Origin of the sequence: Streptomyces vulcanius, from assembly GCF_042653945.1 — a bacterium.
Taxonomy (GTDB): domain Bacteria; phylum Actinomycetota; class Actinomycetes; order Streptomycetales; family Streptomycetaceae; genus Streptomyces; species Streptomyces mangrovi.
This window is the reverse complement of record NZ_JBHSFK010000034.1, coordinates 1-13,028: the sequence shown is the minus strand read 5'-3', so window position 1 is coordinate 13,028 and position 13,028 is coordinate 1. Positions and strand designations below refer to the sequence as shown.

Below are 13,028 nucleotides of genomic sequence, written 5' to 3'. Positions count from 1 at the left end.
GCGACATCCGCATCATGGACGACCATGGGTAGCGGAAAGGAAGAAAGACCGCTGTGAGAGGAGGCGTCCATGGGATCGGTGCGCAAGGCAAGTGCCTGGCTTGGCCTCGTCGACGACAACGATGACGAGCGTTACTACGACGACGACTACTCCGAGGGGACCGACTCCGGGGACGCCTGGGTCACCGACCCGCGCGTGAGGGTCGCCTCGGACACGGCCGAGGAGAAGGGCCGCCGGATCGGCACGGTCACCCCGGACAGCTTCCGGGACGCACGGGCGATCGGCGAGCTGTTCCGCGAGGGCGTGCCCGTGATCATCAACCTGACGGCCATGGATGCCGCCGACGCCAAGCGCGTCGTCGACTTCGCGGCCGGGCTGATCTTCGGTCTGCGCGGTTCGATCGAGCGGGTCTCGACCCGGGTGTTCCTGCTGACCCCGTCCAACACGGAGATCGTGAACGGCGACCCGGCGGCCCACCGCTCGGACGGCTTCTTCAACCAGAGCTGAGGCAGGGCCGCTCACCGGCCCTGCCCCCACCCCGGTCCCCGGTGGGGTCAGCGGAAGGCGTCGAGCCCGGTGAGCGCCTTGCCCAGCACGAGCTGGTGCATCTCGACGGTGCCCTCGTACGTCAGCACCGACTCGAGATTGGTCGCGTGCCGCATCACGGGGTACTCGAGCGAGATTCCGTTCGCCCCGAGGATCGTCCGCGCCGTACGGCAGATCTCGATGGCCTCCCGTACGTTGTTGAGCTTGCCGAAGCTGACCTGCTCGGGACGCAGGCGGCCGGCGTCCATGCGCCGCCCCAGATGATGGGCGAGCAGAATCCCCTTGTGCAGTTCGACCGCCATGTCGGCGAGTTTGGCCTGGGTCAGCTGGAACCCCCCGATGGGCCGCCCGAACTGCTCCCGTGTCTTCGCGTAGTCGACGGCGGCCTCGAAACAGGCCCGCGCGGCCCCCATGGATCCCCAGACGATCCCGTACCGGGCATGCGTCAGACAGCTCAACGGTCCCTTGAGGCCGACGACCCCGGGAAGCACCGCGTCCGCGGGCAACCGCACGTCGTCCAGCACCAGTTCACTGGTCACGCTGGCCCGCAGCGACCACTTGTGCTTGATCTCGGGAGCGGAGAACCCGGCGCTGTCGGTGGGTACGACGAACCCCCGGATCCCGTCGTCCGTCCGCGCCCAGACGACGGCGACCCCCGCGACGCTCCCGTTCGTGATCCACATCTTCCGCCCGTCGAGGACCCAGTCCGAGCCGTCCCTCTTGGCGTACGTCCGCATGCCCGCGGGGTCGGAGCCGTGGTCGGGCTCGGTCAGCCCGAAGCACCCGATGACCTCGCCGGAGGCCATGCGCGGCAGCCAGCCCCGCTTCTGCTCCTCGCTCCCGAACCGGTGGAGGGCGTACATGGCGAGCGATCCCTGCACGGAGACGAGGGACCGGATCCCGGAGTCGGCGGCCTCCAGTTCCAGACAGGCGAGCCCGTACTGCACCGCGCTCGCCCCGGCGCAGCCGTACCCGTCGAGCGACATCCCGAGCGCCCCGATCCCGCCGAGCTCCCGGGCCAGCTCCCGGATCCCCGGCAGTTCGCCCGCCTCGTACCACTCGGCGACGTACGGCAGGACCCGGTCCGCCGCCCACCTCCGAACCGTGTCCCGGACCGCCAGGTCCTCGGGCTCCAGCAGATCGTCGATCCCCAGCGGATCGAGGGGATCAAAGGACGGCAACATGACTGACAGCCTCCGGACTCCCAAAAACTAGCACCGCTAACCACAGTGCCCTGAAGCCACACCCACCCGCAAGCCGCCAACGGCGAAGAACCCGCACGGGAAACGCCCGCCCTCCAGCCCACAGCAAACGAGTGGTGCGTGGGTGGGAGATTCACGCCGAGACGCGGGGCTTGGCGACTTCCCGAGGCGCAGGTACCCCCGCCTCCGCGGCAGCGGACTCGCACTGCATGGCGCGCGGCAACCGCAACGCCATCACCGCCCCCAGCAGCAACAGCCCCGCACTCACCAGCAGCGTGACATGCAGCCCGTGCACAAAGCTGTCCCTCGCGGCGCGCCGAAGCGCGACCCCGCCGGGCCCGCCGAGCCGCCCGGCAACCTCGTACGCCTCCCCCAGCGAGTGCCCCGCCGCGGCCGACGCCGGCGCCGGCACCCCGGGCACGGAGGACAACCCGGGCGCGTACGCCGCGTTCATGACGCTGCCGAGCAGCGCGATGCCGATGCCCGCGCCCAGCTGGTACGAGGTCTCGCCGATCGCCGCGGCCCCGCCCGCCTGCTCCGCGGGAGCCTCGCTCAGCATCGACTCGTACGCCGCGAACAGCGTGGTCTCCAGACCGAACCCGAGCAGCACGAACCCGAAGAGCAGCAGCGAGGCGTTGTCCGACCCGCCCATCCCGGTCAGCGTCAGCACGGCGAGCGCGGTGAGGACGAACCCCGCGCACACCATCCGCCGCGGCCCGAACCTGCGCAGCAGCCGCGCCCCGGCCAGCCCCGCCGCCATCGCGGCGAAGGTCAGCGGCAGGAGTCGCAGGCCCGTCTCCAGCGGGGAGAGACCGAGGACCAGTTGCAGGTACTGGGCCGCGATCAGCTCCAGACCCACCAGCGCAAGCATCGCCAGCACGATGCACCCCACCGACGTGCTGAACGCCGGCCTCGCGAACATCCGCAGGTCCACCAGGGGATGCGTACGGCGCCGCTGTCGTCGTACGAAGAACACCACCAGCACCGCGCCCACCAGCAGCGGCACCACGGTGAACAGCCCCAGCTCCCCGGCGCCCAGCCGCTTCACGCCGAGGACGAGACAGAACAGCCCGGCCGCGGCCGTCAGCGCTCCGACGACGTCCCAGGGGCCGTCCGACGCGCCCCGCGACTCCGGCAGCAACAGCCGCCCCACCGGGAGGCTGACCAGCATCAGCGGAATGTTGACGAGGAAGACCGAGCCCCACCAGAAGTGTTCGAGGAGGAAGCCGCCGAGCAGCGGACCGACCGCCGCGCCGACCGCGGCCACCGCGCTCCAGATGCCTATCGCGAGCGCGCGCTCCCGCCGGTCGGGAAAGACCTGCCGCAGGATCGACAGCGTCGCGGGCATGATCATCGCGCCGCCGACGCCGAGCAGCGCCCGCGCCAGGATCAGCAACTGGGCGCTCGGCGCGAACGCGGCCAGCGCGGAGGCCACGCCGAACAGGGCGTACCCGAGCAGCAGCACCCGTCGGCGGCCCACCCGGTCGCCGAGCGTGCCGAACAGGATCAGCAGCGAGGCGCAGACCAGCGGGTAGGTGTCGACGATCCAGAGCAGTTCGATCGCGCCGGGCCTGAGATCCTCGGTGACCGCGGGCACCGCGACATGCAGCACGGTCGCGTCGACGGCGACCAGGAGCAGGCTGACGCACAGCACCACGAGCACGACCCAGCGGTTCGCACCGGCCCCGGCCGCCCGCCGGCGCAGCCCAGCGGCGGCCGTGGTCGTCCCGGACATCTACGCACCTCCCGTGTCCCTCGGTCCGGCGGGCACACGGGGTGGGGACTCCCCGCGACTTCGGCCGGAGAGGAGCGGTGGTCTCCGGCCCGCGCAAACGAACACGAGTGGAACGCAGCGTACGCGAGTTCGCGCCGCGGCCACGTGGCGGACCTCTCACACTTCACAGCGAACCCATGTGGCGTACACCACTCGTCCCAGGTCCGCTCCCGGGCGATCCGGGGCGATCCGGCCTCCGCCGCCGCGCCCCCGTCGATAATCGAGCCCGTGACCGATCTTGAAACGCGCGCGGCCCCGTCCCCGCGCCGGGTGGCACCCGCCCTGCTGGGGTACGCGGCCGTCCGGGCCATGGGACTGCTCGCCCTCGCCCTGTGGAGCGCCGCCCGCGACAAGAGCGCGTACACGCTGCTGACGGCCCGCTGGGACGCCCTCTGGTACACCAGGGTCGCCGAGCTCGGTTACGGCTACGAGGTCCGCCTCCCGAACGGCGACGTCCACTCCAACCTGGCCTTCTTCCCGCTGCTGCCCTGGCTGGAGCGGCTGCTGCACGCGGCGGCCCCGCTGTCGTACGCCGACGCCGGCTTCGTCGTCTCCCTGCTCGCCTCGCTCGCCGCGGCCTGGGGGATCTTCGCGGTCGCCGACCATGTGTACGGCCGTCGGGCCGGAGTCTGCGCGGTCCTCGTCTGGGCGCTGCTCCCGGTCGGGATCGTGCAGTCGATGGCCTACAGCGAGTCCTTGTTCACGGCCCTGGCCGCCTGGTCCCTGTACGCCCTCCTCACCGGCCGCTGGGTGACCGCGGGCGCCCTCGCGTCGCTGTCCGGCCTGACCCGCCCGGTGGGCCTCGCGGTGATCGCGGCGGTCTGGGCGACCGGCGCGGCGACCTTCCTGCAAAGGGATCCGGACGCCCCGGCCATGGCTCCATTCGGGCGAAGAGGCGGCGCAGCGCGCGAGCCCGGCGTACGCACTGCCGCACACACCCCCGACGGCGCCCACCCCGCCATACGCGCCCTCGGCATGCTGATCGCGCCCCTCGGCGCCGCCGGGTACGTCCTGTGGGTCGGCCACCACACCGGCGGGGGTCCGCTCGGCTATCTCGACGTCCAGGCCGGCTGGCGCAACGGCTTCGACGGCGGGTACGCCTTCGCCCGCTTCGTCGCCGACAAGTTCACGTCATTTCCGGCCGCCCTGGCCGGTCTCGCCCTGACCGTCGGCGTCGCCCTGCTGATCTGGCTGTACGTCGTCTGCGTACGGCAGCGCCAGCCGCTTCCGCTGCTGGTGTACGCGGGTGCGGTCCTCGCGCTCGCCCTGTGCGCGTCGAGCTACTTCGGCTCGAAACCACGCCTGCTGCTGCCCGCGTTCCCCCTGCTCCTGCCGCTCGCCCTGGCCCTGGCCCGGCTGCGGACGCCGAGGTCGGCGCTGGTCACGGGGGCCGTCGCCGTGGCCGCGGCAGTGTACGGCGCCTGGTGGCTGAACGGATCCGGTCCTCCGTGATATTCAGGTGAACTCATTCATAAGTTCCTTAAAACAATCTCCCTGAATGATCAAAGGAATTGAAGGGACGGGTGTTCGGGGATTCCCGATTTCGCAGGAATAAACATGCTCCTGAGAGCAATCCCACATCACATCGTCATCACAAAGCAGAGGAATCGGCCGGGTCCAGAGCTCACTCGCTGTAACGTCGTTTAGGTGCGTACCGAACGAAACCTCACCCGTCTGGACCGGGTGTTCGCGAGGCTGGACCGTGAGCCAGAACGGCCGACCCACATCGATGTGCCGAAGACGAGCCGGCACCGGGTGGCGCTGTTCGCGGCGACCCTGGTCTTCTATCTGGCGATCGTGTGGCTCGTGGTGACCACCTCGTGGCTGGTCCGCCTCGACTGGCAGGTCATGTTCTTCCGGCCGTACCAGCAGTGGCCCGAGATCCACGCGTTCCTGGACTACTACGTGGTCCTCGGCCAGCGCGGCCCCACGGCCGTGATGGTGGCCGCCTGGCTGGGCTGGAGATCCTGGCGGCAGCACACCCTGCGCCCGCTGCTCACCCTGGGCGCCTCCCTGCTGCTGCTGAACATCACGGTCGGCGCCGCCAAGCTCGGCATGGGCCGGCTCGGCCCCCACTACGCCACCACCATCGGCTCCAACGAGATGGGTCTCGGCGGCGACATATTCCCCAGCGGGCACACCGCCAACGCGGTCGTGACCTGGGGAATTCTGGCCTATCTGGCCTCCACTCCGAGGGCCCGCCGCTGGCTGTCCGCGCTCTCCGCCGTGGTCTCGCTCGGCGTCGGCCTCACCACCGTCTACCTGGGCACACACTGGCTCAGCGACGTGGTCCTCGGCTGGGTCGCCGGTCTGCTGGTCCTGCTGGCCCTGCCGTGGTGCGAGCCGCTGATCGCCCGCGCCGAGGTCTGGCTCCTCGACCGGCGCGACCGCTGGCGCGAGCGCCGCACCGTCCCGGCGCCGGCCGCCCCCGTCGCCGTACCCGTGTCGCTGAAGCCGCGCGCCACGGCGCAGGACGAGGTTCCCGCGGCCCACGAGGGGGTCGCCGCGGCCCGGCCGCCACGGGCGCCGACGCTGGCGCCGGCCCACCTCGCCCCGGGCCCGCACTCGGCCCGCTCGGAACGCACCCCGCTCACCCCCGTCGGCAGCCGCAGACCCCCGCACGCCGACCGCCTCCCCCGCGGTGCGCCCGCCGCCTCGACCCGCCCGTCGACAGGCGGCTGACCACCACAAACGCCTCACCGAACGGCGGGACCGCCGGTACGCACAACCCGGTCCCGCACCCGAAGGCCCCGGCTCCCCTCCTGACGGGGAGCCGGGGCCTTCGCCGTGTCGGCGGTCGTGTCGGCGGTGGTGTCGGCAGTCGTGTGGTTCAGCCCTTCCAGGCCCGCGCCACGCGGCCGTCGGACACCTCGAAGTTCAGCCGCCCGAAGCGGTACTCCATGGTCACGATCGTGCCCGGGGCCAGCGAGCGCACCGTGGACCAGCCTCTGTCCCGGGCGAGCCGCTCGGCCCGTTCCGCGTCGAGGCCGACGTATCCGTCCGGACTGTCCTGGGGCTCCGCCGGCCCGTCGGGCGGCGGTGTGGGATTCGGTGCCATACGGCCCACGCTAGGCCGCGAACACCTTCGACGGGAACCCCGGGAAGGCGATGTGGATCAACCCGGTCACACTTCTGTCACAGGATCACGACACATGTTTGGGTGGAACTCGGTCACACTTACGAGCGGTTCCGGGGCCCTTCCGTACGTCTTCCGTGCATCTTCCGCACGCATTCGAGCGCAATTCCCGCGTGTCGCCACGACTTCGCGAATAACCCGGCGGAAAGTTCCCGGAGAACCGGCCCGGGAACCCGTTCCTTTGCGATTCCGCACGGGTCCGAGGGAGCTGACGCCCCATAGAAAATGCACGGCGCCCGCACACCGGTGTGACGAGCGAAGGGGCGAGAACGCGATGGGGACGCAGACCGTACCGGCGGCGGCCAGGCCCGTGCGGCGCGGGCGTACGGGCCGGGTGCTGGTCGACTGGCTCACCACCACCGACCACAAGAAGATCGGTCATCTGTATCTGATCACGTCGTTCGGGTTCTTCCTGGTCGCCGGTGCGATGGCGCTGCTGATGCGCGCCGAGCTGGCCCGGCCCGGGCTGCAGATCGTGGACAGCAACCAGTTCAACCAGCTTTTCACGATGCACGGCACGATCATGCTGCTGCTGTTCGCGACCCCGTCCTTCGCGGGCTTCGCCAACGAGCTGATGCCGCTGCAGATCGGCGCCCCGGACGTGGCCTTCCCCCGGCTGAACATGTTCTCGTACTGGCTGTTCCTGTTCGGCGGGCTGATCGTGCTCGGCTCGCTGCTGACCCCGGACGGCGCGGCCGGCTTCGGCTGGTTCGCCTACGCCCCGCTGAACAGCGGGCGCTTCTCCCCCGGGCTCGGCCCGGACCTGTGGATCATGGGCCTGGCGCTGGCCGGGTTCGGCACGATCCTCGGTGCGGTCAACTTCATCACCACCATCGTCTGCATGCGCGCTCCCGGCATGACGATGTTCCGGATGCCCGTCTTCACCTGGAACACGCTCTTCACATCGATCCTGATCCTGCTGGCGTTCCCGGTGCTGGCGGCGGCCCTGCTGGTCCTGGAGGCGGACCGGCGGTTCGGCTCGCGGGTGTTCGAGGCCCCGAACGGAGGGGCGCTGCTGTGGCAGCACCTGTTCTGGTTCTTCGGGCATCCCGAGGTCTACATCATCGCGCTGCCGTTCTTCGGGATCATCACCGAGATCATCCCGGTCTTCAGCCGCAAGCCGATCTTCGGCTACCTCACGCTGGTCGGCGCGACCATGACGATCACCGGTCTGTCGATCGTGGTGTGGGCGCACCACATGTTCGTCACGGGCGCGGTGCTGCTGCCGTTCTTCTCCTTCATGAGCTTCCTGATCGCCGTCCCCACGGGCGTGAAGTTCTTCAACTGGACCGGCACCATGCTCAAGGGCTCGCTGTCCTTCGAGACGCCGATGCTGTGGGCGACGGGCTTCCTGGTGACCTTCCTGTTCGGCGGTCTGACCGGGGTGATCCTGGCGTCGCCGCCGATGGACTTCCACGTCTCCGACTCGTACTTCGTCGTCGCCCACTTCCACTACGTCGTCTTCGGCACGGTCGTCTTCGCGGTCTTCGGCGGCTTCTCCTTCTGGTGGCCCAAGTTCACCGGGAAGATGCTCGACGAACGGCTGGGCAAGATCCACTTCTGGACGCTGTTCGTCGGCTTCCACACCACGTTCCTGGTCCAGCACTGGCTGGGCGCCGAGGGCATGCCGCGCCGGTACGCCGACTATCTGGCCGCCGACGGCTTCACCGCGCTCAACACGGTCTCGACGATCGGCGCGTTCCTGCTCGGCCTGTCGACCCTGCCGTTCCTCTACAACGTGTGGAGGACCTCCGTGTACGGCGCGAAGGTCGAGGTCGACGACCCCTGGGGCTTCGGCCGCTCCCTGGAGTGGGCTACCTCCTGCCCGCCGCCCCGGCACAACTTCACCGCGCTGCCGAAGATCCGCTCGGACTCCCCGGCGTTCGACCTGCACCATCCGGAGTACGCGGCCCTGGAGGCGTCGGATCAGGGTGTGTAGGCCAGCTGCGGGACGTCGAAGCAGGTGCGGTCCAGGTCGCCCTGGGTGACCCACCCCCGGCCGTCCTGCCAGCGGGCCACCGACAGGCACGTCCGCCGGGTCCGCGGCGGTTCGGCGAGCCGCTCGGACCGTACGGGGATCAGCAGTCCGTCGGCGTCGTAGCCCTCGCTGTGCGCCATGAAGTCGTCCACGCACGCGCGTGTGACGCCGTCGGCCGCCGCGCAGGACCGTGCCGCGTCCGTGAACCACATGGCCGCGGCCCAGCCCTCCAGCTGCCACTGGGAGTGCGTCTTCAGCCCCTTGGTGGCGTCCCGGAACTCCCGTACGGCCGCGACGGACGTGCCGGAGGTGTCGTCGAAGTTGCGGCTCGATCCGGTGGCCCACAGGGCGTTGCGGCAGCCCGGGGAGTCCTTGTAGTCCTCGGGGACGGTGGAGGTCCAGTTCTGTACGTTCGTCACCTTGGCGGTGACCTTCGCGCCGACCTCGTCCATCGCCCGGCACAGCCGCGCGTTGCCGTGGATGTCGAGGGCGTCGAAGACGAGGTCGGCGCCCCTCGCCTTCAGGTCGGCCGCGACGGCGCGGAAGTCGGGCAGCGCGAAGTCGACCTGTTCACTCACCACGTCGTAGCCCTCGGCCTTCAGGCCCCGCTCCACGAGCCGGGCGTACGCGGCGGACGCGGACTGGTTGTAGGAGACGACGGCGGCGGTGCGGGCGCCGTGCTCGCGCTCGAAGTAGCGGTAGACCTCCGTGCCGCCGTACAGCTTCCCGTCCCAGCCGGGGGTGCCGTCCCGGGGCGCGAGGCTGCCGTAGATGCCGTAGAGGTGCGGCCAGGTGTCGTAGGCGGCGCCGATGGGCTGGCCGCCGATGTCGGGCACACGCGCGTGGGAGACGCGGTCGGCGCCGGCGTAGTCGAGGGCGGTGGTGGCGACCAGGGCGACCACGTTGTTCTCTTCGTCCCCGTCGAGCAGCCGGTGCACGCACGTGTTGTTGCCGACCCCGCTGCCGCCGTCGTCGCACAGCCGCACCTCGACCCGGCGTCCGTCGATGCCCCCGCGCGCGTTGAGCCGGTCGAAGTACGCCTGGGCCCCGTCGCGCGGCCCGGTGAAGACGGCACCGCCGACCGGGCTGGTGGCGCTGGCGATGACGCCGACGCGGATGGTCTGTGCGGCCGGTGTGGCGGACCGTTCGAAGTCGCTCTCCGGCAACCGGCTGCCGCAGGCCGCGCTCAGCAGGAGCAGCAGCGCGGCGGCGGCGGTCTCAGCAGCCCGGTACGGACGCGTTCGCATCGCCGCTCAGCCGGACCAGCGCGCAGAGCGTGTTGACGGACACCTTCCAGGTGCCGTCCTGCTCCACGGCCGTACCGGAGGCGTTCGGCAGCGCGGTCGCGCCGTCGAGGGTGAGGCTGTACGTCACGGTCGCCTCGGCCGGCTTCGTGAACTCGACCTTCTCGACCTGCGCCGCCACCTTTCCGCCGCGCTGGTCGCCGCCGAAGGCCTTCAGCACCGGGGCCATCCGGTCGCCGTTCTCCAGGACGGCGAGCTTGTCCTCGGTGGAGGCGGCGGGGTCGAAGAACGTCTCCCAGTTCTGCCGGATCTGCCGCTCGGCCGCGGCGGGGTCGGCGGGCGCGGTGGAGGCGCTGGACGCGGTGGACGCCGTCGTCACTGTGGGGGTCGCGCTGCCGCCGCCCCCGTCGCCGTCGTCGTCGCTGCAGGCCACGAGGGCCGGGGCGAGCGCGAGGACGAGGGCCGCCGCCAGTGCCGTACCGCGTCCCCGCCGGAGAACGCTCCCGAGAACCATCTGGCTCACCACCGGGTGTCGGGTCCGGGCGTGCGCGCCCGGTCCTTTCAGGGTCAGCTTGCAGCAGGCATAGTGCAAGCCATTGGCCGACAGCGGGAGCACCGGATGGGGACAGGACGACTGCGGGGCGCGCACCCCGTCCTGTGGGCCGGCTGGGCCGCGCTGGCCGCGGGCGCGGTGCTGTGCGTGGCCGGCTGGTACGGCGTCTCCGGCGAGCGCTACGCGGAACGGCAGCTGCCCTACCTCGCCTCCTGCACGATCCCCGGCGCCGCGCTGATCGTGGCCGGGGCGGTCCTGCTGACGTACGGGCGCGTCCACGCGGCCAACGCGCGCGTGGAGGAGCTGTACGGCCTGCTGGTGGCCGTCGCCGAGCCGGCGGACGCGCGGGAAGCGGTGGTACCGGCGCCCGTCGCGGTCAGCGGTGAGCTGCGGATGGTGCCCGGGGGCACGCTCTGGCACCGCGCGGACTGTCCGCTCGTCGCCGGGAAGCCGCAGGTGGTGCCGGTGGACGGGAAACTGCTGGCCGGCGGCGACCTCGATCCCTGCCCCATCTGCGAACCGGACGCGACGGACTCATGACGGCGGGCTCCCGATGTCCTCGCTGACCTACGACCTCACGCTCGCCGGGCTCTCCGTCGGCAGTGCCGCCGCGCTCACCGGCATCGGCCTGGTCGTCACCTACCGCGCCACCGGTGTGCTCAACTTCGCGCACGGGGCGATCGCGATGGTCTGCGCGTACGTGCTGCGGCAGGCGGTCGTGGAGTGGGGCTGGCCGCTGTGGGTGGCGGCGCCGGTGACGCTGCTGGTCGTGGCGCCGGGGATCGGGGTGGCGCTGGAACGGTTCGTGTTCCGTCCGCTGGCGGTCCTGGGCGGCGATCCGGCACGGTCCCTGGTCGCCTCCATCGGGGTGTTCGTGCTGCTGGTGGGCGGGGCGGTACTGGTGTGGGGGCCGGGGGCCCGGGACGACGTGCCGGAGCTGCCGCTGTCGGCCGATCCCTGGGGGCAGCTGGCCGTGGTGCTGGTGCTGGCGGCCGGTGTCGGGGCACTGACCCGCTGGGGCCGCTTCGGGCGGGAGCTGCGGGCCGTGGTCGACGACCGGGAGCTGGCCGTGCTCGGCGGGATCGACGCGGACCGGGTGGCTGCGGCGGGCTGGGCGTTCGGGGCGTTCACGGCCGGTCTGACGGGCGTGCTGCTGGCGCCGTACGTCCGCCTGGACCCGTACGGGCTGCCCCTGCTGGTGATGGAGGTGGTCGCGGTCGCGGTGGCGGCCCGGATGCGCAGTCTGCCGGTGGCGGTGGTCGTGGCGCTGGGCATCGGGGTGGCGCAGGCCCAGCTGACCCGGCTGCACCCGTCGGGCTGGGCGGCGCCGCTGGTGCAGGCGGTCGGCGCGAACCTCTTCGTGGTCGCCCTGCTGATCGCGGCGCTGGCCCTGCCGGGCGTGGGTACGCGAGCGCCTTCGCCTGCTTTCGGCGCGGCGTGGGTCGGGGCACGGACCCCGGCGGGCGCCTGGCCAGTGGCCGCGGTGCTGTTCCTGCTGCCGCTCGGCTTCGCGGGCTCCGACCTGCACACCTCGGTCCAGGTCCCGGCACTGGGCGTGATCCTGCTGTCCCTGGTGGTCGTGACCGGGCGCGGCGGTCAGATCTCCCTCGGGCAGGCCGCGTACGCGGGCCTGGGCGCCCTGTTCACGGCGCTGCTCGCGGCCGGCCGCTTCCCGGGCCTGCCGCGGCTGCCCGAACTGGCCGCGCTCGCCGTGGCGGTCCTCCTGGTGGCCCCGCTGGGCCTTCTCACCGGCTGGCCCGCCATCCGCCGGCACGGCCTCGCGCTGGCCCTCGCGACGTTCGCGGTCGGCGTCGGAGTGAGCCGCTTCGTCTTCGCCCAGCCGTACGCCACGTCCGGGCTGTCCCTAGGCCGCCCCGCCGGTTTCGACGGCGACCGCGCGTACTACGCCCTGGAGCTGGTCCTGCTGGCCGCCGCCCTGCTCGCGGTACGGGCGGCTCGCCGGGGCCGTACGGGCCGGGCCCTGGCGGCGATACGGGATCACGAACCGGGCGCGTCGGCGGCGGGCGTCCGTGTCCCCGCCCTCAAGCTGCTGGCCTTCGTCGCCGGCGCCGCGCTGGCCGCCCTCGGCGGCGCGATGCTCGGCATGGGCCTGCGCGCCTTCGACGCCGACGCCTACGACCCCGTCCGCGGTCTCCTCTGGTTCGCCGCGGTCGTCGTCCTGGGCGCCGACAGCACCCTGGGCGCCCTGGCCGCGGCAGCCCTCCTGGTGGGCCTGGACGCGGGCGCCCGAGGCGGGGTGGCGGCGGCCCTGGTGGGCCTGCTGGCGGCCCTGGTGGGCCGCTTCCCGAGTGGACCGTACGAGACGGCACGCACGGCGGTGCGTGAACGCGTACGGCGAAGGGGCGAACTGACACCACTGGGAACACGGGTCCAAGCGGCACTGGCCACGGGCGTGCCACACCCGACGGGGGCGAGGGCGAGACCCACCCCGCCCCGGTGGGGCCGGCCGCAGACGACCGGGACGACCACGCCCCAGCCGAGCCAGCCACCGACACGGGCCAACCCGACCGCGACCGACCCCGGCCGGGCGCAGGCGGCGGGGGCGACCATGCCCGGGCCGGGGCGGTCGCGGGC

Annotated in this window: 11 protein-coding genes; 6 read left to right on the top strand and 5 right to left on the bottom strand. The window is 71.9% G+C overall.

Features of this window, described 5'->3' with window-relative positions:
- Window positions 1-69 precede the first annotated feature (69 nt).
- Entirely contained in the window at window positions 70-507 is a 438-nt protein-coding gene (locus ACFPIH_RS39080) for a cell division protein SepF (RefSeq protein ID WP_381180108.1), read from the top strand.
- A 47-nt stretch (window positions 508-554) separates the two neighbouring features.
- Here the strand turns inward: ACFPIH_RS39080 and ACFPIH_RS39075 are convergent, their stop codons facing one another.
- Both ACFPIH_RS39075 and ACFPIH_RS39070 read right to left on the bottom strand, forming a co-directional pair.
- The gene (locus tag ACFPIH_RS39075) at window positions 555-1,730 is read right to left on the bottom strand and encodes an acyl-CoA dehydrogenase family protein (protein ID WP_381180105.1); all 1,176 of its coding nucleotides are present in this window, start codon (window positions 1,728-1,730) and stop codon (window positions 555-557) included.
- Window positions 1,731-1,881: 151 nt separating this feature from the next.
- Window positions 1,882-3,483 (bottom strand): MFS transporter, encoded by a 1,602-nt coding sequence (locus tag ACFPIH_RS39070; protein ID WP_381180102.1) that lies wholly within the window; start codon window positions 3,481-3,483, stop codon window positions 1,882-1,884.
- Between the two features lie 267 nt (window positions 3,484-3,750).
- On the opposite strand from ACFPIH_RS39070, the gene ACFPIH_RS39065 reads away from it, so the two are divergent.
- Together ACFPIH_RS39065 and ACFPIH_RS39060 are read left to right on the top strand one after the other, a co-directional pair.
- Window positions 3,751-4,974: a mannosyltransferase family protein gene (locus tag ACFPIH_RS39065; RefSeq protein ID WP_381180099.1), complete on the top strand. Its 1,224-nt coding sequence runs from the start codon at window positions 3,751-3,753 to the stop codon at window positions 4,972-4,974.
- Window positions 4,975-5,169: 195 nt separating this feature from the next.
- Window positions 5,170-6,204 (top strand): phosphatase PAP2 family protein, encoded by a 1,035-nt coding sequence (locus ACFPIH_RS39060; protein ID WP_381180096.1) that lies wholly within the window; start codon window positions 5,170-5,172, stop codon window positions 6,202-6,204.
- A 148-nt stretch (window positions 6,205-6,352) separates the two neighbouring features.
- Here the strand turns inward: ACFPIH_RS39060 and ACFPIH_RS39055 are convergent, their stop codons facing one another.
- Window positions 6,353-6,580 (bottom strand): I78 family peptidase inhibitor, encoded by a 228-nt coding sequence (locus ACFPIH_RS39055; protein ID WP_381180093.1) that lies wholly within the window; start codon window positions 6,578-6,580, stop codon window positions 6,353-6,355.
- 352 nt (window positions 6,581-6,932) lie between these two features.
- Here ACFPIH_RS39055 and ctaD point away from each other — a divergent pair, with 352 nt between their 5' ends.
- Window positions 6,933-8,597 (top strand): aa3-type cytochrome oxidase subunit I, encoded by a 1,665-nt coding sequence (ctaD, locus tag ACFPIH_RS39050; protein WP_381180090.1) that lies wholly within the window; start codon window positions 6,933-6,935, stop codon window positions 8,595-8,597.
- On the opposite strand, the gene ACFPIH_RS39045 is transcribed toward ctaD, so the two are convergent.
- Both ACFPIH_RS39045 and ACFPIH_RS39040 read right to left on the bottom strand, forming a co-directional pair.
- Window positions 8,585-9,883 (bottom strand): ABC transporter substrate-binding protein, encoded by a 1,299-nt coding sequence (locus ACFPIH_RS39045; protein ID WP_381180086.1) that lies wholly within the window; start codon window positions 9,881-9,883, stop codon window positions 8,585-8,587. The genes ctaD and ACFPIH_RS39045 overlap by 13 nt on opposite strands.
- Window positions 9,855-10,394, bottom strand: coding sequence for an MTB12 C-terminal domain-containing protein (locus tag ACFPIH_RS39040; protein ID WP_381180083.1), 540 nt, complete (start codon window positions 10,392-10,394; stop codon window positions 9,855-9,857). Before ACFPIH_RS39040 ends, ACFPIH_RS39045 begins: the two co-directional genes overlap by 29 nt.
- A 105-nt stretch (window positions 10,395-10,499) precedes the next feature.
- Here ACFPIH_RS39040 and ACFPIH_RS39035 point away from each other — a divergent pair, with 105 nt between their 5' ends.
- Complete coding sequence (locus tag ACFPIH_RS39035) at window positions 10,500-10,973, top strand: hypothetical protein (protein WP_381180080.1); 474 nt, start codon at window positions 10,500-10,502, stop codon at window positions 10,971-10,973.
- Between the two features lie 13 nt (window positions 10,974-10,986).
- Window positions 10,987-13,028: ABC transporter permease subunit (locus ACFPIH_RS39030; protein WP_385878559.1), on the top strand; the 2,042-nt coding region annotated here is incomplete at its 3' end.

What these genes read in the sequence shown, in the direction of transcription:
- ACFPIH_RS39080 (WP_381180108.1), top strand. Translation starts at nt 70, where the DNA reads ATGGGATCGGTGCGCAAGGCAAGTGCCTGGCTTGGCCTCGTCGACGAC.
- ACFPIH_RS39075 (WP_381180105.1), bottom strand. Translation starts at nt 1,730, where the DNA reads ATGTTGCCGTCCTTTGATCCCCTCGATCCGCTGGGGATCGACGATCTG.
- ACFPIH_RS39070 (WP_381180102.1), bottom strand. Translation starts at nt 3,483, where the DNA reads ATGTCCGGGACGACCACGGCCGCCGCTGGGCTGCGCCGGCGGGCGGCC.
- ACFPIH_RS39055 (WP_381180093.1), bottom strand. Translation starts at nt 6,580, where the DNA reads ATGGCACCGAATCCCACACCGCCGCCCGACGGGCCGGCGGAGCCCCAG.
- ctaD (WP_381180090.1), top strand. Translation starts at nt 6,933, where the DNA reads ATGGGGACGCAGACCGTACCGGCGGCGGCCAGGCCCGTGCGGCGCGGG.
- ACFPIH_RS39045 (WP_381180086.1), bottom strand. Translation starts at nt 9,883, where the DNA reads ATGCGAACGCGTCCGTACCGGGCTGCTGAGACCGCCGCCGCCGCGCTG.
- ACFPIH_RS39040 (WP_381180083.1), bottom strand. Translation starts at nt 10,394, where the DNA reads ATGGTTCTCGGGAGCGTTCTCCGGCGGGGACGCGGTACGGCACTGGCG.
- ACFPIH_RS39035 (WP_381180080.1), top strand. Translation starts at nt 10,500, where the DNA reads ATGGGGACAGGACGACTGCGGGGCGCGCACCCCGTCCTGTGGGCCGGC.